This window comes from Neglectibacter sp. CSJ-5, assembly GCF_032490475.1.
Classification (GTDB): Bacteria; Bacillota; Clostridia; order Oscillospirales; family Acutalibacteraceae; genus Hominenteromicrobium; species Hominenteromicrobium mulieris.
This window is the reverse complement of the sequence record NZ_JAVYJC010000001.1, coordinates 69,980-91,213: the sequence shown is the minus strand read 5'-3', so window position 1 is coordinate 91,213 and position 21,234 is coordinate 69,980. Positions and strand designations below refer to the sequence as shown.

The following is a 21,234-nucleotide window of genomic DNA, read 5'->3' as shown; positions in this document are numbered from 1 at the left end:
GGGGAATTTTTCATACCTTAAATGTCGAGTTTCTCTTTATCCGGCACGAAGTCTACCTTGCCGGTCGCAACGTAGGCGGAAGCCACGATAATCGGCAGCGGCGTGCCGATGGTCAATTCGCGCTTCGGACTGCGCTGTGTGATAAGGCCGTCGTACACAAAATCCTCGCCCTCGAACGCGTCGAGCGAAACAAAGCCCTCTACGCTGTTTTCGAGGCGCACAAACACACCGCGCATCGTCACACCGCTCACGGTGCCTTCAAAGTGCTCGCCGATGTGCTGACTCATGTACTCTGCCATGTAGCAGTCCTCGGCGTCACGCTCGGCGATGAGCGCGCGAATTTCATTGCGGGAGGATTCCGTCGCAGAGGTCTCGCAGAACTGCGCGTAGCGGCGGCGCACCTCTTCTGCCGGCATGCCTTCCACAAATGCGGAAAGCACGCGGTGAATGGACGTATCCGGGTAACGGCGGATCGGCGAAGTGTAGTGGCTGTAATCGGAAAGCGCCAGGCCAAAGTGGCCGGTCTCCTCCGTCGAATATCTCGCTTTTTCCATCGTGCGCAGCAAACGCTGAGAAACAAGCGTCTCGCACGGCAGGCCGCGCACGCGGTCGAGGATCGCGGCGAAATCCTGCGTTTCGGGGTTCGGCTTTACGATCTCCTTGCACGGAACGCCCACGAGCTGCAACAGCGTCACAAGCTCCTCTACGCGCTTCGGGTCCGGGGTGCCGTGCACACGGTAGAGGAACGGCAATTTATGGTCGAGCGAGAATTTCGCCGCCGCAATGTTCGCCGTCACCATCATCTGCTCGATGAGCTGCTCCGCTTCGCCGGAAACGCGCGGCATGATGTCGATACAAATGCCGTTTTCATCAAGAATGAATTTCGATTCGCCGCTGTCCAGCTCCATGGTGCCGCGGGCTGCGGAGTTCGCCTTCAAAATATCGGCAAGCTCCTTCGCCGACATCAAGGACTCCATGACGGGCGCGTATTTGTTCAAAATCTCCTCCGATGCCGTGCCGTCCAGAATTTCGTTGACCTCGCTGTACACACCGCGCACCTTGGAATTGATGATCGTCTTTTTAAAATCGTATTTTGTGATGTGGCCCTCTTTGTCGAGCTCGATAAGCGCGGAGAAGGCCAGCTTGTCCGTGCCCGCGTTCAGGGAGCACGCGCCGTTTGAAAGCACTTCCGGCAGCATCGGAATCACGCGGTCGGCAAAATACACAGACGTGCCGCGGTTGATCGCCTCTTCATCGATGGCAGAGCCCTCTTTCACATAGTGGGAAACGTCCGCAATATGCACGCCCAGTGTGTAACCGAAGTCCGTGCGCTTCACGGAGATGGCGTCGTCGAGGTCCTTTGCATCCTTGCTGTCGATGGTGAAGATTGGCTCGCCGCGCAGGTCAAGGCGCTTTGCGTATTCTTCGTCGCTGATGGGCTCGTTGCCGATGCGCTCGGCTTCATCGAGCACTTCCTGCGGGAAAACATGCGGAATGCCGTACTGCTCTACAATGGCGTCGGCGCAGACACGCGCCGTGCGGCCGCTGCCGAAGACCTTCTTCACGCTTGCATATGCCCAGTCACCGCGGTAATCCTGCTCCAAAGATGCCATGACCTTGTCGCCGTTTTTCGCGCCGTTCAAATCGCGCTCGCGCATACGTAAATTATAGCGAATGGCATTGTCCGGGATGAACTCAATGCCCTCATCGGTGATACTCACCGTGCCGGTCGTCTGCGCGGGCTTGTGCTCTACGATGCGGCGCACACGGCCGGAGGGGCCGCGGTCGTCCTTGCGAATGTCGCCGACGATGATCTTGTCGCCGACGAGCGCCCCCTGCAAAGCGCTGCCGTGAATAAAAATGTCGTCACCGCCGCCATCGGGGCGCGCAAAGCCGAAGTTCTTCGAGAGCGAAACGAGCGTCGCTTCCACGTCTTCGCCGACCGGAATAAGCTTCGCGTTGTGCTCGCGATCAAGTAAAATCATGCGGCGGTCTTTTAAAGAACGCAGTGCATCGTAAAAAGCAAGCTTGTCGAGCACACCTGTCTTTTTCAAAAGCTGGCGTGCGCTCCAGTCGTGAATTTCCTCGCTGCGCATGGTCGCCAAAATCGTCTCTTCCATGCGGTTCAGGGGCGTATCGCGAATGTCGCGGCGGCGGTCGGAACGACCGTTTCTGCCCTGAAAGCCCTTGTTTCTGTCATTTCCCTTGTTATACTGTTTCATTATACCTATCCAATCTTCCACAATCACGCCCCGCCCGGTCCAAGGCGAAGCGGCGCCGAGTGCGCAAATTTCTTGTTTTGTTGATCTTTCTCGCCGAGCTACTGTTATGCACAGTGCCGAGACAAATAAATTTTTCCGAGCTCTGCGGAGCTCGACCAAAGGTTTCACCTTTGGAATCTGATAAACTTTCTGAAGAAAGTTTAATCAAAGACTTTTGCGTCCGCTTTCACGTCAGTTTTTGCTTACTTCAGTGCTTTCACTTCTTCTCTGTAAATATCACCGCGCACGGCAAAGCTCTTGTACATATCAAAGCCCGTTGCGGCGGGGCACAGAGATACCACATCGCCCGGCTCTGCACTTTCTCTTGCAAGGCGCACGGCATCTTTCATGTTGTTTGCGTGCAGAATCACCGGCGCGCCGTCCTTATAGTTTTCGGCACCGCGCACCGCAGCTTCGATCTTCCCCGCGGCCGGCGTTTTAAAGCCCTCAAGCGGTTTTTCGGGCGCGAGCAGCACGAGTGTCTTCACCTTGTCACAAATGACCTTGCCCAGCTCGTCAAACGGCACCTTTTTATCCGCACCGCCCGCAATCATAACGATCTTGAAATCATACAGCGAAAGCGTGCCGATCATTGCGCGGGACGGACTCGTTGCGATGGAGTCGTTATACCATCTCACGCCGTCCAGCTCGCGCACGAACTCCATGCGGTGCTCGACGCCGTTGAATTCTTTCGCGACAGTCCTGATAACCTCTTTCGAGGCATCGCCCCACACGGCAGAAATCGCCGCAAGGTAGTTTTCGACGTTGTGCTTGCCGGGAATGCGAATGTCGCTTTCCTCCATAATATATTCGTCGCCGAAGTAGATTTTGCCGTCCGCGCTGCACCACGCGCCGTTCGTCTTCTCTCTGCGGGAGAACATGTACGTCATGCCGCGCGTGTCAGCGGCACAGGCCGCCGTCAGGGCGTTATCCGCGTTCAAAACCGTGCGGCCGAACGCATTCTGGTGCAAAAGTACGTTCTTCTTTGCGTTCACGTACTCGTCCATATCCTTGTGCACGTCGAGGTGGTTCGGCGACAGATTCGTGATGACCGCGACATTCGGGCTGCGGCGCATGGAGATGAGCTGGAAGCTCGAAAGCTCCACCACCGCCACATCCTCGGGCTTTACATCACGGATCTCCGGCAGAAGCGGGCGGCCGATGTTGCCGCCGAGGTGCACGGTTTTGCCTGCCGCTTTCAGCATTTCGGCAATGACGGACGTTGTGGTCGTCTTGCCGTCGCTGCCCGTCACGGCGTAAATTTTGCACGGACACAGGTCGAAAAAGACTTCCATTTCGCTCGTCACGGCAACACCGTTTGCACGGGCCTTTTGCAGCTCGGGCAGCAGATACGGCACGCCGGGCGCGCGGAACAGCATGTCTTCGTCGATACTTTCAAGGTAGTCTTCGCCGCAGATAAGCTTTGCGCCGAGCTTTTTCAGCGCTTCGCCGTCTTCGCCCAGCGCCGCTTCGCTGCGCTTATCGCGCACCGAAACGGCTGCACCGTGGGCTTTAAACTGCTCAATGAGCGGCAGATTGGAGCGCCCCACGCCGACAAACGTGATGCGCTTGCCGGAAAGAGACGCGTAAAATTCGTTTGCTGTCATAATTCGGAACTTTCTCCTTTATTTTAAAAAGGTGCGATAATCCTCCAGATTCTTGCGGAGCAATTCGGGGGTGTTTAAGGTATACGGACATTTCTTCATGCACTGGCCGCAGTGCTTGCAGTTTTCAATCAGCTCCATTTTCGCCTGCCACTCGGGCGTCAGCCATGCGGCGGACGGAGCGCGGCGCAGCATAAGCGACATGCGCGCGCACTGATTGATCTCAATACCGGCGGGACATGGCATGCAGTAGCCGCAGCCGCGGCAGAAATCGCCCGCGAGGGACTCGTGCTCTTTTTCGATGAACGCCGCAAGCTCGTCCGTCATCACCGGCGGATTATCATTGTAGGAAAGAAACTCGTCAAGCTCTTTCTCGCGCTGCACGCCCCAAATGGGCAACGTGTTCTCATACTGCGCAAGGTACGCATACGCCGCATCGCTGCGCGTGATGAGACCGCCGGAAAGCGCCTTCATGCAGATGAAGCCGACGTTCTTCTCCTTACATAGGTTCACGAGCTCAATGTCCTTTTCGCTCGCAAGGTAGCAGAACGGGAACTGCAGCGTTTCATACAAGCCGGATTCCACGGCTTCGCGCGCCACATGCAGGCGATGATTCGTGATGCCGATGTGACGGATCTTGCCCTGCGCTTTCGCTTCCAACATCGCCTCATAAAGGCCTGTACCGTCGCCGGGCTTCGGGCAGAAGGACGGCGTGTGGAACTGGTAAATATCCACGTGGTCGGTCTTCAGCATAGAAAGGCTCGTCTCGAGGTCTTTCCAAAAGCCTTCAACGGTTGTCGAGGCCGTTTTCGTCGCGATGATGATGTCGTCGCGCACATCGGCGAGCGCCTGACCGATCTTGTATTCGCTGTCCGAATACGCGCGTGCGGTGTCGAAAAAGCGGATGCCGTTATCATATGCTTTGCGCAGCAGCTTGCCCGCTTCCTCAACGGAAATGCGCTGAATGGGCAGCGCGCCGAAGCCGTTGCGGTTGACCGTGATGCCGGTGTTGCCGAGTGTCACTGTTTTCATAGTTTTCCCGTCCTTTCAAAATATACATACCCGAAAATTTCCTTTGGGCTTTATTCCGTGTCCGCCGTCATTTCCTGATAGCTTTTATATAAGTCAAAGTAAATGCCTTTTTTCTTCATAAGTTCCTGATGCGTACCGGCTTCTTCAATGCCCTTATCCGTCAGCACCAGAATTTTCGTCGCGTTCTTAATGGTCGTCAAACGGTGCGCAATCGTGAACGTCGTTCTGCCCTTCGCGAGCTTTTCAAGCGACGCCTGCACGATACGCTCGCTTTCGTTATCGAGTGCGCTCGTCGCTTCGTCTAAAATCAAAATCGGCGGGTTTTTCAAAAATGCACGCGCAATGGAAATGCGCTGCTTTTGGCCGCCGGAAAGCTTCACGCCGCGCTCGCCGACGTATGTATCGTAGCCGTTTGAAAGCCCCTCGATAAATTCATGCGCGCCCGCCATTTTGGAGGCCGCAATGACTTCTTCTTTCGACGCGCCCGGCTTGCCGTACTGAATGTTCTCAAACACCGAGCCGGAAAACAGGTACACGTCCTGCTGCACAAAGCCGATGCGGTCGCGCAGGGATTTCAGCGTCACCGTACGGATATCCTTGCCGTCGATGCGGATGGTGCCGGCAGTCGTATCGTAAAAACGCGGAATGAGGTTGCACAGCGTCGTTTTACCGCCGCCCGAGGGGCCGACAAGCGCGATGTTCTCGCCCGCCTTTACGTCGAGGTCGATGTCAGAAAGCACCTCGGTGCCGTCGTCGTTATACTTGAAGCTTACGTGGTCGAACGTCACGTCGCCCTTGACAATGCCGATGTCTTTGGCGTCCGGCGCGTCGCTGATCTCGATGGGCGCGTCCATAACCTGAAAGAAGCGCTCCACGCCGCTCATGCCGCTTTGGAACTGCTCCGTAAACTGCACGATGCGATGAATGGAATTGATGAGCGTTGTGATATACAAAAGGTATGCCACAAGCTGCGAGGGGTCGATGGCGCCGTTCATCATGAAGATAGCGCCCGCAAGGACGACCACGATATACATGAGACCGTCAAAGAATTTATTGGAGGCTTCAAAGCCGCCCATATACATGTAGCGCAGACGCTTGATGTTGTAAAAGCGCTGGTTGCCCTCTTCAAATTTCTTTTCTTCAAGCGGCTCGTTCGCGAAGGATTTCACCACGCGCACACCAAGCAGGCTGTCTTCCACCTGCGCGTTGATCTCGCCGAGCTGTTGGCGCTGGCTGCGGAACTGCGCCTGCATTCTCTTATTGAAGAACATGGCAGCCGCCAGCATAAACGGCAGCACCGCAAAGATAATCAGCGTCAGCGGCACACTCATCGTGCACAAAATCACAAATGCGCCGATGATCTTGATGCCCGCAATGAAAAATTCCTCCGGACAGTGATGCGCAAACTCCGTGATGTCGAACAGGTCAGTCGTGATGCGGGACATGAGTTGACCGATCTTCGTGTTGTCAAAATACGAGAACGAGAGCTTCTGCAGGTGTGCGAACATGTCGCGGCGCATGTCGGTCTCGATCTTTGTGCCCATGATGTGGCCGATAGACGCCATGAAGAACGTTGCGCCCACGTCGACGAGCTTTAAGAAAATGTACAGCCCTCCGATGCGCAGAATATAACTGAGCGTCAAAGACGCCAGGTCATTGATGCCGCGGTCCGTGATCTGCTGCACGATGATTGGCAGCGCCAGCTCACACACGGTCGTCAGCGCCGCGCAGAACAGGTCGAAAATGAGAATCCACAGATACTTTTTAAAGTACGGCGCAAAACGGCGTATGAGACCCTTTTTGCCCTTATTTGTCACAGTTGCTTCCACAATACCCATCCTTTCTTTCGTCGGCGCAAAACCGTTTTCCGCACCGCGAAATTCCCCAAAAACTTATAATTTTATTTTATCACAGGCACATGGCCTTTACAAGACAGGAAGTTACTTCAAATGCAGTTTATCCGCCAGTTTTTCACCCTTCGGCAGCTGCACGATCTCCTCGCGCGTGATGGCTTTGGTAAACACCGCCGCCACGAGGTAAACGAGGATTGCAAGCAGAATAACCGGAATGACCGCGAACTTCTCACGCATAAAGCGCGTGAGCAGCAGATATACGGGGTACGAGACCGCGCCCATAATGACAGAAGCAAGGAGCGGACGAATGCCCATGCGCACCACGCTCGGAATTTCCGGCAGCATACGGTGCAGCGCGATAAGGTTCAGAATAATCATAACAAGATACGAAACGAACGTACCGACAGCAGAGCCCATGGCGTTGATCTCCGGGATACCGCACAGCACATACACAACGCCGATGCGTACCACCGTACCGACGATCATATTGATGACCGGCACGTATACCTTGCCGACCGCCTGAATCATCGAGTTCGTAGTGTAAAGCAAGCTCGCCGTGATGACCGCCGGCGCCATAACGGCGAGCAGCGGCGCGGTATTTGCTGCAAACTCCGGGCGGCTGTAAAGCAACAGGGCGCAAATGGGCTTTGCAAAAATACACAAACCCGCGGCAGACGGGATGGCTACCATGAGCGTCATGCGCAGGGAGAGCGTGGAAATACGGTTGATTTCGCGCTTTTCTTTTTTTGCGATCGCACCGGAAAGCATCGGCAGCACGATGGTAGAGATGGGCACGATAACGGCGTTCGGCAGGTCGAAATACTTGCGCGCCGTGCCGAGCCAGCCCTTCATAGCGATGGCGGAGTTCGCGTCCACACCGGCAGCGCCCTGCAAGCGATACATCATCACGGAGGAATCCACAATGTCGAGCGCGCTCAAAAACGCAGAGCCGATGATGACCGGCACCGCAAAGGTCAGGATAGATTTCAAAATTTCACCAACACTCGAAACCTTCGGCTCAAAAGGTGAATAGCGCGTATCGCGCGATTTACGGAAGTAGTACAGAAGAATGTACAAAACCGCGAAGAACGAGCCGATGGAAACACCGAGGATCGCGCCTGCCGCGCCAAGCTCCGGCAAGCCGGTGGTCTTCAGGAAATACAGTGCCAGCGCAATACCGACGAACAGTTTAATGAGCGACTCCAAAACCTGCGAGACCGCCGTCGGCGTCATATTGGAGCGCCCTTGGAAATAGCCGCGCAAACACGACGAAACGGACATGAAAAAGCACATCGGTGCCAAGGCTGCAATGGCGTACATGGAGCGGTCATTTTGGTTCATGAGCATCGCGAACTGACGGGAAAACACCGCCATGACGATGCAGCCGACAAGACCGATGCCGGAGAACAGTGTGAATGCCACGCGGAAAATTTTATCCGCTTCGCGCTTGCGGTTCTGTGCATACGCCACGCTGACAAGGCGCGAAATGGCGACCGGTGTGCCGGAAGATGCCAAAACACTGAAAAATACAAAAATGTCATACGCCGTGTTGAAATGCCCCATGCCCTCATCATCGAGGAAATTCGCAAGCGGAATAGAGAAAAATATATTGATGAATTTGACGATAAACGTCGCTGCCGTCAAAATTGCAGTACCCTTTAGAAAGCTCTGTCCTTTCTGTTCCGTCTTCTGAGACAAATTGAAATCACTCCTATATCAAAATCGTAAATTGCCGCATTGAAACGCATTTAGGAAGCCTGAACAGCACACAAAATACGTACAAAATAGTATACCATACTTTCCCCCTGTTTCGCAAGGAAACGGGCTTAAAATGTGCGCGATGAAAGCAAAGATCCCCTGTGCAAAACGCACAGAGGATCCAAAATCACCCGATCAGCATTCTGCCCTCCGGCAGAACGGAACCGCTTTTCTTTTTGCGCATTAAAATCGCCACGCCGAATGAGACAGGGCCTACGCGGCCGATGAACATCGTCAGCGTCAGGGCAAGCTTTGCAAGCGGATGCAGCGTCGGGGTCAGGCTTGCGCTGAGGCCGACCGTCGCAAAGGCGGAAACGGCTTCGATCATCGCATCCAATATGGAAACACCGTGGTGCAGCGCTAAAATGAGACTCACGTTCAAAACGGAGACCACAAGGGCGAACGCCACGACCGTAAGGGACTTATACACCATACCGGGGTCAAAACGGTGGCGTAGGAACGTAGTGGTATCTTCGCCGCAAAGAGTGGATTTCACCGCCGCAAACAGCACCACAAGCGTCGTCACCTTAATGCCGCCCGCCGTGGAGCCCGGGCAGCCGCCGATGAACATCAAGAACGACGTGAGGAGCTTTGCACCATCCGTTTCCTGCTTAATGCTGACGGAAGCAAAGCCCGCCGTGCGCGTGTTGACCGACTGAAAAAACGCCGCGTTCAGCTTTTCAAAGAAGTTCAAATCACGGTATGTATTGTTATACTCAAGGATAAACAGCATCACCGTGCCGAAAACCAGAAGCGTCAAAGATGCACGCAGGCAGACCTGCGCGTGAAAGCTCAGCTTTTCCACGTGCTGCCGGTGCAGGCGCGTCGAGACTTTCTTGCGGTAAATATCCTGAAACACCACAAAGCCCGTGGAGCCGATGATGATGAGCATGGAAATCGTCAGCGTGACGAGCGGGTCGCCGTTAAAGGCCGATAAACTCGAATTGCCGGGAATGAAGCTTAAAATATCGAAGCCGGCGTTGCAGAACGCCGAGACGGAGACGAACACCGAGGCCCATACGCCGAGCCCGCCATAGAGCGGCACGAAGCGAGCCATGAGCAGAAGCGCGCCGAGAGCTTCCACCGCAAACGTAAACGCAACCACGATGCGCAGCAGCGAGATGACATCCAAATTGCTGCCGCCGGCGCTTTCGCGGGCGAGTACAAGGTGGCGAATGCCAATGCGGCGGCGGACGAGCAGCGTGAGACCCGTTGCAAACGCGGCAAGGCCGAGGCCGCCGCACTGAATGAGCACAAGCAGAACGCCCTGCCCGAAATACGACCAGTGTATAAACGTGTCATACACGGAAAGGCCCGTGACGCATGCGGCGGAGGTCGCCGTGAAAAGCGCGTCCACAGGGTTTGTGAACCGCCCGCTTTTCGCCGAGATCGGCAGCGTGAGCAACACGGTGCCGATAAAAATAAGGATCACAAAGCTGACGACGAACATGCGCGTGGGTGACGTACGCTTTACTATTTTTTGTAATCTGCTCGTTTTCATAAACTCCGACCGACTTTCTCCGGGCGCGCCCGGAACAGATTTATGCCAACATGAGTTCGCTGATCTTTGTGCGGCGCAGCGCCATCATCAGCGGCACACCGAGCACATAGCAGACGATGAGCTCGCCGATGCCGACCGAAACGGCACCCGCGATGAAGCCTGCAAGGGAGAGATTGCCGAAAGCAAACGTGCCGTTATCCGCAAGGCAAGCCACTTCAAAGCCGACAATGAGGGCGTTGAAAATGACCGGCGGCAGCGGCGCCAAAACCGGAATCTCTTTCCAGCGAATGTTGCGTACAAGGTAAGAAAAAATGCCCGCGAGCAGCGTTGCAAGCGTGCCGAACACCCAGTCTACGACGCCGAGCGGACTTGCAAGGTTCGAGATGAGGCAGCCGACGGCAAGCCCGGGGATGGCGGCCGGCGTAAAGGCCGGGAGCACCGTTAAGGCTTCCGAAAAGCGGAACTGCACCGCGCCAAACGCCAGATTCATGGCGGCAGCGGCGTAAGTGAGGACAGCATACAGCGCCGCAATCACGGCGCTGAGCGCCAGAAAGCGGACTTTTGAGGTTTTCTTATTCATTTCAGCATTCCTTTCCGCGGTCCGGGAGCCGCCCCGGCCGCGCTAGTTTTGTTTAAGGTCAGGATGTCACGACTGACCGTGCTGCATAAATGGGCGTACAGCAACAGGATATAGCATAAGCAATTTAGGACGAAAAGTCAAGCGTTTCGGGGATATTCTACCGATTATTGAAAAATGGCGAATTTGTAATCGAAATTTGTTCGTTTTTGAGCATGGACAGGCGGTTTTTATGGACATTGTTGATTACATAAACGAAGTTGACCGCAGCAATCGTGAACAGAATGCCGCTTGCTTCATTTATACCACATCACGAGGGATTACAACGAAAATATACACTTTTGTGGGTTATCACAGAAACGGAGCGTTTCCTATATGCAAAAAGCCCCTGCCCGCAGTGAAACGCGAGCAGGAGCTTTGTTTTGCTGAATTTACTTTAAATTACTCTTTGGAGATGTCGGTGCCGAAGTATTTTTCGGAGAGAGCGGTAAGGGTGCCGTCCTCGCTCATTTCCTTCAGCGCGTCGTTAACGGCTGCGAGCAGCGTTGCGGTGTCGTCGCCCTTACGGATCGGAATAGCGACCTTTTCGACTTCATCGGAGAACGTAGCAATCTTGATGTTCGCTTCCGGGTGCTCCTTTACGTAGTCTGCGAATACGACTTCTGCGTTCAGGGTCGCATCGATACGGCCGGAGAGCAGAAGCTCGATGGTCTGGTTGAGGTCGTCCACGCCCGTGACCGTTGCGCCGTGGGCTTCTGCCTGCGTTGCATAGGTGCTGGAAATGGTGTTGGCGGTCGTTTTGCCCTCGAGATCTTCCATGGAGTTGATCTCATCGTAATCGCCGCGCACGATAACAGCGGTGCGGTTATATGCATACGGGGTAGAGAAGTTGTATTTTTCCGCACGCTCTTCGGTGACGCCTACGCCGTTGACCATGATGTCATAACGACCGTCATCAAGACCGGCAAGCAGGCCGTCCCACTCGCCCTCGACAAAGTTGACCTCTACGCCAAGCTTTTCTGCGATGTTCTGCGCAACTTCTACGTCATAGCCGACAAGGTTATCATCGGCATCGTGGTATGTCCACGGCGCCCAAGTGCCTTCCATCGCGACCGTGATGGTGCCCTTTTCCTTGATCTGCGCGAGCAGGTCGTTTTCTTCCGCTGCGGAAGACTCGCTTTCCGCTTCGCTCGATGCAGAGGAAGCATCGCTGCTGCTTGCCGCACCGGACGTTGTGCCGCCCGAGGTGCAGCCCGTAAGCACGACTGCCGTGAGCATCAGCACAGCCATAAGTAAAGAAAGTGTTCTTTTCATGTTCTCTTACTCCTTTGCTTAAGTAGGATAAATATGGATAACGGACTGACAAAAATCAATCCATGTCTCCCTGAATGGTGCGCAGGAACGCTTTTGTGCGTTCCTCCTTCGGGTTCTCGAAAAATTCTTTCGAGGAGCCTTGCTCGACGATAACGCCGTCTTCCATAAAGATGACCTTGTTTGAGACCGTGCGGGCAAAGCCCATTTCATGTGTGACGACGAGCATCGTCATGCCCTCATTTGCGAGGTCGCGCATGACGGAAAGCACTTCGCCGGTGAGCTCCGGGTCAAGCGCACTCGTCGGCTCGTCAAAGAAGATAATTTCCGGGTTTGTCGCAATGGCGCGGGCAATGGCAACGCGCTGCTGCTGGCCGCCGGAAAGCTGTGAGGGGTAATAATCGTAACGGTCGGAAAGACCGACCTTGTCGAGCGCTTTTTTGCCGATCTCAATGGCTTCCGCCTTGTGCATTTTGCGGGCGACGATGAGACCCTCTGTGACGTTCTGCAACGCTGTTTTGTTTAAAAACAGATTGTAGTTTTGGAACACGAACGCCGTTTTGCGGCGCAGGCGCGCAATCTCTTTTTGGTAATCTTATCGAATTCGAATTTTTCGTTATCAAAAATCAAGGTGCCGCTGTCGGCTCTTTCGAGGAAGTTTATGCAGCGCAGGAGGGTTGTTTTACCGGAGCCGGACGGGCCGATGATGGCGACCACATCGCCCTGCTCCACGTCGAGATCGACGCCGCGCAGCACATGCAGCTCGCCGAAGGATTTTTTAATGTCCAGAATTTGCAGCATAACTCAGCCCTCCTTGTGTCCGTAAGACGCGAGCTTCTTTTCGCCGAAGCGCTGCACCCAGGTGAGCACCGTGGAGAAAATGAGGTAGATAAGGCCGACCTCAAGGTATAAAAGCAGCGGCTCATACGTGCGCGCCACGATGCGCTGTGTGACCATGAACATTTCCGTTACGGTGATGTTCGCCGCAAGGGAGGTGTCCTTGACCATGGAGATGAGCGAGTTGGAAAGCGGCGGGAACGCCGTGCGCATGGCCTGCGGCAGCACGATGCGGAAAATGGTCTGGAGGTAGGTAAGCCCCACGCACTGACCGGCTTCAAGCTGACCCTTCGGCACGGATTCAAGCGCAGCGCGGATGGTCTCGGCACAATACGCGCCCTCATTTAGGGAGAACACGATAACTGCCGCCGGAAACGGATCGAGCAAAACGCCGACGCGGGAAAGGCCGAAGAACACAACGAACAACTGCACAAGCAGCGGTGTGCCGCGGAAGATCCAAATGTAAAAACGCGCAATCTGCTTTAAAACCTTCACGTTTGCAAACTGCACCAGCGCCATAATGACCGCGATAATGAGTGCAAAGGTGAACGAAATGACAGTGAGCGGAATGGTGACCGTCAGGCCGGGGATGAGAATTTTCGGAAAGGAGTCTATAAAGAGCTCCCATAAACGTCCGCTGAACATAGCTTTTGTTCTTCCCTCTTTCTGAAAACGAATATCAATACAAATATACGCCCTGTACTTTACTTGAAGTTTAGTATACCCGTGATGGGTTAAAATGTCAAATACTTATAATGGATTGAACCACATGCTTTTCGGGCATAGTATACCTTTTTCGTATGGTTTCAAATGCAACTGAAAAAACCGGGTCTCCCAAACGGCGAGCAAAGCGACCGTTAAAAAGGCACATATGCAAAAAGGGACAGCACGGCGCTGTCCCTTTTCGAGTATTCAACTTTTGAATTTAAATCGGTTTAAAACTCACACCGTGTAAAAACGGAACCACTTTAAGGACGTCTGCTTTGTGAAGACGATGCGCAGCTCGGTGAGTCCGGCTTCGGCGGCGACATCGCACGTAAACGATGTGAACTTTGTGAGGCTTCCGGTGCCTGTGCCGCCCGCTTTGCCGAGAACTTTGCCGGTCTTGTTATCCGCAAGGATAATCTCCACGTCGCCGGAAGGCGCGCTCATGGCGCACTCGAACGCGTTGCAGCCGGTGAGATCCATGTTCTTATATACGAGGAAGCTGCGGAAATCCTTCGCTTCCACATACGTTTCGCCGTCGCGCTTATCCGTGAGGAACGTGACGCCGCTGTAATCATCGGCATCGATGGCTTCCTGCTTGAAGAAGCCCGGTCGGCCCGGGAACGCTTCGCCTGCAATCTCCACGTCGGCGGTAAGGCGGATGTCGTCGCTCGCCGCGCCGATTTCCATTTTATACACGCCGCTTTCGACCGTGTAGATCTTTCTGCCGTTGCACCAAACAGCAAGGTCGTCGATCTTGAAGTTCAGCGTAACGGTGACGGTCTCGCCCGCCTTGATGTGCACGCGCTTGAAGGCTTTGAGTGCATGGATGGGACGCACACGCAGGGAGCCTGGCAGGCTCATGTAAAGCTGCACCACTTCGTCGCCGTCAAGAGCGCCGGTGTTCTGCACGTTTACAGTCGCGATGACTTCGCCGTTTTCCTGCTTAACGGTCAGATTGCTGTATGCAAAAGTCGTATAGCTGAGGCCGTAACCGAACGTGTAGAGCGGCTTGCCCCTAAAATAGAGGTACGTCACATGGTTTTTCGCGATGTCGTAATCGTCAAGCGCGGGGAGATCACGAACAGAACGATACCACGTGGTCGGGGTGCGGCCGGCGGGATTGTTTTCGCCGAAGACGGTCGCGGCAACAACATGGCCGAGGCACGGGCCGAGGTGCGTGGAGCACAGCACGGCTTTGGCGGTGTCCTTCTCCTTGTTGATGGCGAACGGATAGCCCGTGACGAGGTACAGCAGAGTGCTCTCGTTTGCGGCCGCTGCGGCATTCAGGAGCGCGGTCTGGGCTTTCGGCAGGCGGATATCCGGACGGTCATACTCCTCGCGCGCGTTGATGAGCGGCTGGTTACCCGCGCAGACGATGACGTGGTCGGCGCGTTGCGCGAGCTCTGCTACACGCTCTGCGCCGGAGGAAACGACTTCCAGTGTAAACTGCTTGCAGGGGCAGTCACCGGAGCCGGCCTTTGCAACGAGCTTATTTTCGTCGTTTACGGCCACAGCGCGGTGCTGCCAGGTATCGAGGTACAAAACGCCGTCTTCTTCCTTGGCATACAGCAGTTCTTTCACGAACCAGCCGAATACCACGTCTGCCGTACAGTTCATGCTGGGGTCGATGGTGACGGCGTTTTCGTCCTGCGGGGTCTCGTCGAAGAAATTTTTGTCCTCGGTGAGGTACTTGCCGGTGCGCACGCTGCGCAGCGTCCATGCGCCGAAGTCCCAATCCGCGCGCTCAAAGAGGTCGGCGGTGTTCTCGTCGGCATCGGCATATACCGCGCCGTTTTCGGCGATGCGCAGGTACTTGCCGGTTTTTTCGGAGCGGACACGCACGCGGTCAAAGCCTTCATCGAACAGTACGCGGTCTTCGCCGAGCTTTTCTCTGAAGCCCTTGACGACCGGCGTTTGGTTCGGTGCATAGCCGCAGTACCAGCAGGTGTAGTTTTCATTTGCGAGCGGGCCCACAACCGCGACGGTGCACTTGCCGTCGTCGGTTAAAGGCAGCATACCACGGTTTTCAAGCAGAATGACGGACTCCTTTGCCGCTTTTACGGCGAGCGCCTTGTGCGCGGGGCTTGCGAGCTTTGCGGGGTCAATGTGCGCATAGGGGTGGTCTTCATCGAAATCGCCGAGCTTAAAGCGCAGCAATAACGTGGAATACACGGCTTTATCGAGGTTTTCCTCGGTGAGGTAGCCTTTTTCGAGCGCTTCGCGCACGGCAGGGTCAACCATGGAGCGGCTGTCGAGCATCATATCCGCGCCAACGCCGAGGATGTCGCCCATAGACTGCGCGTGGTTTTCATACGTGCGGTGCGCGGCGACGTTCTGGCCAAAATCGCCGCCGTCGCTGACAGCGAACGTCATGCCCCACTCTTTTTTACAGATTTCCGAAACGTCCGGGTTGTTGACGCCCTCTACGCCGTTGATGCAGTTGTACGCCGTCATAAGGCCCGGCGCGCGGCCTTCGCGCACGGCGGGCTCAAACGCTTTTAAGTAATACTCGTGCTTTAAGCGCGGGGTGATGTTCGCGTTCGTCGTCTGGCGTTCGTTTTCGTAGTTGTTGGCGTAGAAATGCTTGAGCAAAGGCGCGGTCTTCAAATATTTCTCGTCCTTGCCCGTAAGGCCGCGGCAGTAGGCGGCACTCATTTTACCCGTAAGGCACGGGTCTTCGCCATAGGCTTCTTCGTTTCTGCCCCAGCGCGGGTCGCGCTCCATATCGATGGTGGGTCCGAAAAGCTCCAGAGAGGACGGTCTTTCTTCCATATCGTGCGTGATGCGCGTTTCGTCGCCTGCCATGTCTCCAAGCTGCTCCATGAGGGCATCGTCGAACATGGCCGCCATGCCCCACGGCTGCGGCAGAATGGTGGTCTCGCGCTTTTGGTCGCGGTTTACAACGCCGCGCGCGATCTCGGTGCCGATGTGCGTCTTTTTAATGCCGAGGCGCGGAATATCATCGAGCTGCGACGTGATCATGCCGACCTTTTCTTCGCGTGTTAAGCGGGAGAGCAGGTCTTTTGCGCGCTCTTCAAACGGCAGGGTGTTATCTTGAAAACGGTATTTCATGCGAAACTCCTTTCAAAACTCATTATTTTTTTATAGAAAGCATGCCGCACAAAGCTGGGCTCTATGCGGCAGCATTTCAGTACGTATCAGAACCAGGAATCCGTATAGCTGGCTTTTTTCGTTTCTTCGCTCGGGGCGGGTGCGGCAACGTGCAGCACAGGCGTTTCCGTGCAGTTTTCCACACGGAGCGTCTTCGGCTCGTTCGGGTAGAGCGTAACGTAGTTATCATCGTAATGCACACGGTCGTCGCTCGTCATGAGGTACGCAAACGGCGTGTACACGCTCGCGCGGATCGTCACGAGCAGATCGTTGCCGTCCTGCTCCACCTTTTCAATCTTCGCGTCGCTTTCCGGGAAGACGTAATCGCGGTAATACGCACGCAGGCTGTCGGCGGTGTCGAAGCCCTCGGCGCTTGCAAAGGAGAAGCCGTGCTTCAAATCATTGCAGACGGAAATGTGGAACTGCTGCATGGAGTGCGGAGCGACCTTGAGCGTCTTTGTGCAGAGACTGTCGGTCTCGCCGGTGAAGGTCATATAGCCGCAGTGAATATCCGCCGTGAACGCTTCGGACGTTTCGTTGATGACAGTCACTTCTGCGCCGCCCTCACACGCGCGGATGATGAGCTTTTTCGTTGCAAACGCGCGCTTTAAGAAATAGAACGAGATCTTTCTCGTCAGGTAATAATCGATGATCGTCCAGCCTGTCTCCGGCCAGCAATCGTTGTACATCCAGATGAGGTCGCCTGCGCCGTACGGCTTGCGGCGCATGGCTTCGGCAAGCTCGGCGTACAGAAGGCCCTGCATGATGCCGCTGTACAGCAGATAGCCGTGTTCATCGAGGGTTTTGAACTCCGTCAAATGGCGGTCAATCGCGCCGTCGATGTTGCTGCGCTTGCGGTCGAACTCGCCGTGGTGCTTCCAGATGGGGTTATCAAAGCGCATTTCGGTGCCGTCAAGGTAACGGCGAACGGTGCTTTCCATCTGTGCGCCGAAGAAGCCGTATTCACTGGAGAAGCGCGCCGGGATGCGGTCGAATGCCTCAAGCTCATAGACAAACTTGAACTTCGTTTTCGGGTGACGGCCGAAGAACGACCACGCATGTACATCGCCCTGTTCGCTCTCGTTGGCGCGGTCGCCGAAGTACGGCGAGGACGGCATATACGGAACGAGCGGGCTGTTGCGGTGCACGGCGCGCGGCTGAATATAGTTGAATATTTTCTCGCCGTAGAAGCGCTCCGGCTTGATGGGCGCCGGGAACCAATCGGTGTAGGATTCCGCAATCTCGTTGTTGCCCGTCCAGATGGCCATGCAGGGATAATGTGCAAGGCGCTTTGTCTGATACTCGGCTTCGCGCTCCGCCTCAAAGAGGAAATCGTTTTTGTGATCGGGGTAGAACGCGCAGGCGTACATGAAGTCGTGCATCAGCAAAATACCGTACTCCGAACAATATTCATAGAAGCAATCCGGCTCATACGTGCCGCCGCCCCACATGCGGAACATGGTGAAGTGCGCCGCCGCGCCCTCGCGCACGAGGGTCTCGTAGCTTTCCTTCGGGGTGCGCAGATAAAGGGAGTCCGTCGGCACCCAGTTGCCGCCCTTGCAGAAGATGCGCACGCCGTTCACCTTAAAGAAGAAGTTGCGGCTGCCGTCTTCGAGTTTAGAGGTATCGAGCTCCAAGGTACGGATGCCGATCTTCTTCGGCTGCATCTCGTGCAGGATGCCCTTTGTGACGCAGCAGGCTTTAAAGGTATAGAGGTTCTGCGTGCCGTAGCCGTTCGGCCACCAGAGCTTCGCGTTTTTGATTGTGACGCGTTCCTCGGCGAAGTTCACGCCGCCGACGAGCATGAGCGTCTTTTTGCCGGTGTAAACGGTTTTACCCTCAAATTCGAGCGTATAGGTAAGCTCGCACTCGGCGCTTGAGACCATGTCGGATTTTTCGATTTCAAAGTGGAACTCCACTTCGGCGTCATCGCCGTCGAGCTTTAACGTATCGACGCGGGACGCGATGACCTGCGCACCGCTGAACGCTTCAATTTCGATGGAGCGGCCGATGCCGCAGGTGGGCACGGGCTGGCACCAGTCCCAGCCGTAGGTAAACTGCGGCTTTCGGGTGTAGACACGCTGGTCACAGATGGCGTTTTCACTTGCGCAGTAGAACGAAACGGCGTCGCGCGGGTAGTGCAGCTCCATGCCGGAGGTGAGGCGAATGACGAGCTGGTTTTTGCCGACGTGCAAAAAGCGCTTGATGTCTTCGCTGAACGCGCAGAACGCGTTTTCGTGGTGCGCGGCGGGCATGCCGTTTACGATGATATCCGCATTGAAATCGAGCATTTCAATATTGAGGCGCACGATGTCTTCGTTCAGCATCTCCTCTGTGACGTCAAAATCGCGGACGAGCCACCAGGAAAGCTCCTTGATCCACTGGTTTTTCTTTGTGTTTTCCTTCAAAAAAGGTTCTTCTGCGATGCCGTTTTCGATGAGGGCGGTGGTGACGTCGCCCGGCACGGTCATGGGGATAAAGCCGTATTTAGAAGGGAACGCGTGATTCGATTTATCCGTCATCACGTGGAAATGCGGATTCGGCTCTTTAAAGAACTCTGCCTGTTCTTCTTCGGAAAGGTCTTCAAGCTTTAAGAACGCCGGCAGCGTTGCGCGCACGGGGGCTGCGTCCATTTTACGCAGCACTTCGTTGTAGCGCTCTGCCGTAACGTCCATAAATTCGCCGCGCAGCTTCCACGCGCCGGCAAGAGACAGTTTGCTCATGTTTTTCAACTCCTTTGAGGTATACTATTTATTATAGGCTATGTGTGTAGCCTTCTCTTGCATTGTAGCCGATGCAAAGCGGGAATTCAATAGCTTTTTGCAAATTTCATATAGAGAAAAAACCGTGCATTTTCTTGTAAATATGCACAGTTTTTTCACAGTATATTTTTGCATTAAAAACAAAATGGGAGAAGCCCGAAAGCTTCCCCCATCTGTATACATTTTAATCGAGATCAGATCAATCGATTACGCTTCGCCGTGAGCAGCGAGGTACTCTTCCATCTGAGCGCTGAGCTCTGCATAGTCCTCGTTTGCTTCAGCAAGAACGTCCTCGAGGCCGAGGCTGTTCAGCGTTGCAACATAGTTGTCCCAATCGTCGATGGATTCCTGACCGGCGATGACACCCCAGAGGTACTGATCCTTCTCAGCCTCGATGTCAGCGCTGCACTCAGTCCAGGACTCGAAGGAAGCCGGATCCTTCCACTCAACGAGGTGAGCAGCAGCATAGCGGCTGTTTTCGCCGGACTTATTGAACAGAGCGGTGGTCTCCGGAGTATTGGAGATGTTGCACTCGTCCTTACGGTTCATGAGGTTATCGAACAGCTTGAGGCCGATATTCTTAGAGGTGTTTTCCTCGGAGTCCGGGCCAACGATAGCGACATACTGGCCGTTCTCGTCGTACTTGTAATCGGTGCCTTCGATACCGAAGCGGCGTGCGATGTAGTTATCGGAATCGCACATGTCGTCCCAAGTTGCATACAGTCTTTCCGGATCGGAAGCTGTGTTGGTGATTGCGAAATATGCCCAAGCAGCGCTTGTAGCCGGGTCTTCCTGCGGGTTGCCGTTGGAGCCCTTAACCATGTCGATCGGTACCCACTTAGCATCCGGGTTGGAAGCATAGAAGGACATCATCGGAGCTGAATCCGGGTTGTTCCATGCGCACCAGCTGTACGTTACGCCGAAGCCGCCGTTTGCCATCTGCTCGTCGCGGTCGGTATCCTGAGTGATGTTCGGGGTGATGTAGCCCTTTGCATACAGATCAGCAACGTCGCTAACCCAGTTCTTGGTGCCCTCGTTAGCCGGGCCGTAGGTGACAACGCCGTCGTCATCTACGCAGAAACGGCTGTAATGGGTCTGGTCATAGGACTGGATCCACGGCCAGAAGGAACGGAAGTCGTAACCGTCGCCGCCGAGGCCGTAGGTGTCGTTCTGACCGTTGCCGTCCGGATCGTCCTCCGTGAAAGCGCGGAGCACTTCGTTGAGCTCTTCGATCGTGGTCGGAGCCTTGAGGTTCAGGTTATCGAGCCAATCCTGGCGGATCCAGAGGTTCTCGCAGGACGGTTCAGCAACGTCGCCCGGAATTCTGTAAATGGAGCCGTCGGCCTCAGATGCATAGAAGAGGGTCTTCGGGTCCATCTTGTTGTAGTAGTCGCGGATAACGGTGTACTTATCCATGTAGGAGGAAACATCCTGCAGCAGACCTGCCTGCACCCACTTGTTGTACTCGGTATCCATGGTCCACCACCACATGATGTTCGGCATGTCGTTGGATGCCATCAGCAGGGAGATCTGGGACTGGCCGTCAGTCCAACCCGGGAGAACAACGAGATTGAACTTAACGTTGTACTTTTCCTCAAGTTCCTTCTGAACGCGGCTGTCAGATGCGGTGAAGCCGGTCATAACTGCAACGGAAACGTCCATCGTTTCGCTCTGGTTCAGAACGTCGATCTTGTCGCCGGTCGCAGCTGCGCTGCTGTCGGTAGAAGCAGTGCTGCTGTCGGTAGAAGCAGTGCTGCTCTCGGTGGAAGCCGTAGAGCTTGCGGAAGAATTGCCGTTGCTGCCGCACGCTGCAAATACGCTTACGCTCAGTGCAAGTGCCAGAACAACGGATGCGATTTTCTTCATGTTCATGACTAAAATCCTTTCTTTGGAAATAATGATAATATAGTTTTCCGAAG

The 21,234-nt window shown here is 54.9% G+C and carries 12 protein-coding genes and 1 pseudogene; all 13 read right to left on the bottom strand.

What is annotated here, in order from left to right:
* Nucleotides 1-17 precede the first annotated feature (17 nt).
* Complete coding sequence (rnr, locus tag R2K26_RS00405) at nucleotides 18-2,222, bottom strand: ribonuclease R (RefSeq protein WP_308449894.1); 2,205 nt, start codon at nucleotides 2,220-2,222, stop codon at nucleotides 18-20.
* A gap of 242 nt (nucleotides 2,223-2,464) precedes the next feature.
* Complete coding sequence (murD, locus tag R2K26_RS00400) at nucleotides 2,465-3,868, bottom strand: UDP-N-acetylmuramoyl-L-alanine--D-glutamate ligase (protein ID WP_308449895.1); 1,404 nt, start codon at nucleotides 3,866-3,868, stop codon at nucleotides 2,465-2,467.
* A gap of 18 nt (nucleotides 3,869-3,886) precedes the next feature.
* Nucleotides 3,887-4,897 (bottom strand): aldo/keto reductase, encoded by a 1,011-nt coding sequence (locus R2K26_RS00395; RefSeq protein WP_176821114.1) that lies wholly within the window; start codon nucleotides 4,895-4,897, stop codon nucleotides 3,887-3,889.
* Between the two features lie 50 nt (nucleotides 4,898-4,947).
* Nucleotides 4,948-6,726, bottom strand: a complete 1,779-nt coding sequence (locus tag R2K26_RS00390) for an ABC transporter ATP-binding protein (protein WP_316518020.1) — start codon at nucleotides 6,724-6,726, stop codon at nucleotides 4,948-4,950.
* 111 nt (nucleotides 6,727-6,837) lie between these two features.
* Nucleotides 6,838-8,448, bottom strand: coding sequence for a polysaccharide biosynthesis protein (locus R2K26_RS00385; protein ID WP_316518019.1), 1,611 nt, complete (start codon nucleotides 8,446-8,448; stop codon nucleotides 6,838-6,840).
* 187 nt (nucleotides 8,449-8,635) lie between these two features.
* Entirely contained in the window at nucleotides 8,636-10,009 is a 1,374-nt protein-coding gene (locus R2K26_RS00380; RefSeq protein ID WP_316518017.1) for a potassium transporter TrkG, read from the bottom strand.
* 40 nt (nucleotides 10,010-10,049) lie between these two features.
* Complete coding sequence (locus tag R2K26_RS00375) at nucleotides 10,050-10,589, bottom strand: QueT transporter family protein (protein WP_308449899.1); 540 nt, start codon at nucleotides 10,587-10,589, stop codon at nucleotides 10,050-10,052.
* A 438-nt stretch (nucleotides 10,590-11,027) separates the two neighbouring features.
* Entirely contained in the window at nucleotides 11,028-11,900 is an 873-nt protein-coding gene (locus R2K26_RS00370) for a transporter substrate-binding domain-containing protein (protein ID WP_316518014.1), read from the bottom strand.
* 55 nt (nucleotides 11,901-11,955) lie between these two features.
* A pseudogene (locus tag R2K26_RS00365) lies at nucleotides 11,956-12,698 on the bottom strand (amino acid ABC transporter ATP-binding protein).
* A gap of 3 nt (nucleotides 12,699-12,701) precedes the next feature.
* Nucleotides 12,702-13,379 carry an amino acid ABC transporter permease gene (locus R2K26_RS00360; protein WP_316518012.1) on the bottom strand — a complete coding sequence of 226 codons (678 nt, stop codon included), beginning with the start codon at nucleotides 13,377-13,379 and terminating at the stop codon, nucleotides 12,702-12,704.
* Nucleotides 13,380-13,676: 297 nt separating this feature from the next.
* Nucleotides 13,677-16,514 (bottom strand): glycoside hydrolase family 3 C-terminal domain-containing protein, encoded by a 2,838-nt coding sequence (locus tag R2K26_RS00355; RefSeq protein WP_316518010.1) that lies wholly within the window; start codon nucleotides 16,512-16,514, stop codon nucleotides 13,677-13,679.
* 86 nt (nucleotides 16,515-16,600) lie between these two features.
* A complete protein-coding gene (locus R2K26_RS00350; protein ID WP_316518008.1) occupies nucleotides 16,601-19,276 on the bottom strand; it encodes a glycosyl hydrolase 2 galactose-binding domain-containing protein in 2,676 nt (891 codons plus the stop codon).
* A gap of 246 nt (nucleotides 19,277-19,522) precedes the next feature.
* On the bottom strand, nucleotides 19,523-21,187 hold the full coding sequence (locus tag R2K26_RS00345) for an extracellular solute-binding protein (RefSeq protein ID WP_316518006.1): 1,665 nt from the start codon (nucleotides 21,185-21,187) through the stop codon (nucleotides 19,523-19,525).
* Between the last annotated feature and the right edge of the window lie 47 nt (nucleotides 21,188-21,234).

Coding starts and splice junctions, on each gene's coding strand:
- rnr (WP_308449894.1), bottom strand. CDS start 2,222: ATGAAACAGTATAACAAGGGAAATGACAGAAACAAGGGCTTTCAGGGC.
- murD (WP_308449895.1), bottom strand. CDS start 3,868: ATGACAGCAAACGAATTTTACGCGTCTCTTTCCGGCAAGCGCATCACG.
- R2K26_RS00395 (WP_176821114.1), bottom strand. CDS start 4,897: ATGAAAACAGTGACACTCGGCAACACCGGCATCACGGTCAACCGCAAC.
- R2K26_RS00380 (WP_316518017.1), bottom strand. CDS start 10,009: ATGAAAACGAGCAGATTACAAAAAATAGTAAAGCGTACGTCACCCACG.
- R2K26_RS00375 (WP_308449899.1), bottom strand. CDS start 10,589: ATGAATAAGAAAACCTCAAAAGTCCGCTTTCTGGCGCTCAGCGCCGTG.
- R2K26_RS00370 (WP_316518014.1), bottom strand. CDS start 11,900: ATGAAAAGAACACTTTCTTTACTTATGGCTGTGCTGATGCTCACGGCA.
- R2K26_RS00360 (WP_316518012.1), bottom strand. CDS start 13,379: ATGTTCAGCGGACGTTTATGGGAGCTCTTTATAGACTCCTTTCCGAAA.
- R2K26_RS00355 (WP_316518010.1), bottom strand. CDS start 16,514: ATGAAATACCGTTTTCAAGATAACACCCTGCCGTTTGAAGAGCGCGCA.
- R2K26_RS00350 (WP_316518008.1), bottom strand. CDS start 19,276: ATGAGCAAACTGTCTCTTGCCGGCGCGTGGAAGCTGCGCGGCGAATTT.
- R2K26_RS00345 (WP_316518006.1), bottom strand. CDS start 21,187: ATGAACATGAAGAAAATCGCATCCGTTGTTCTGGCACTTGCACTGAGC.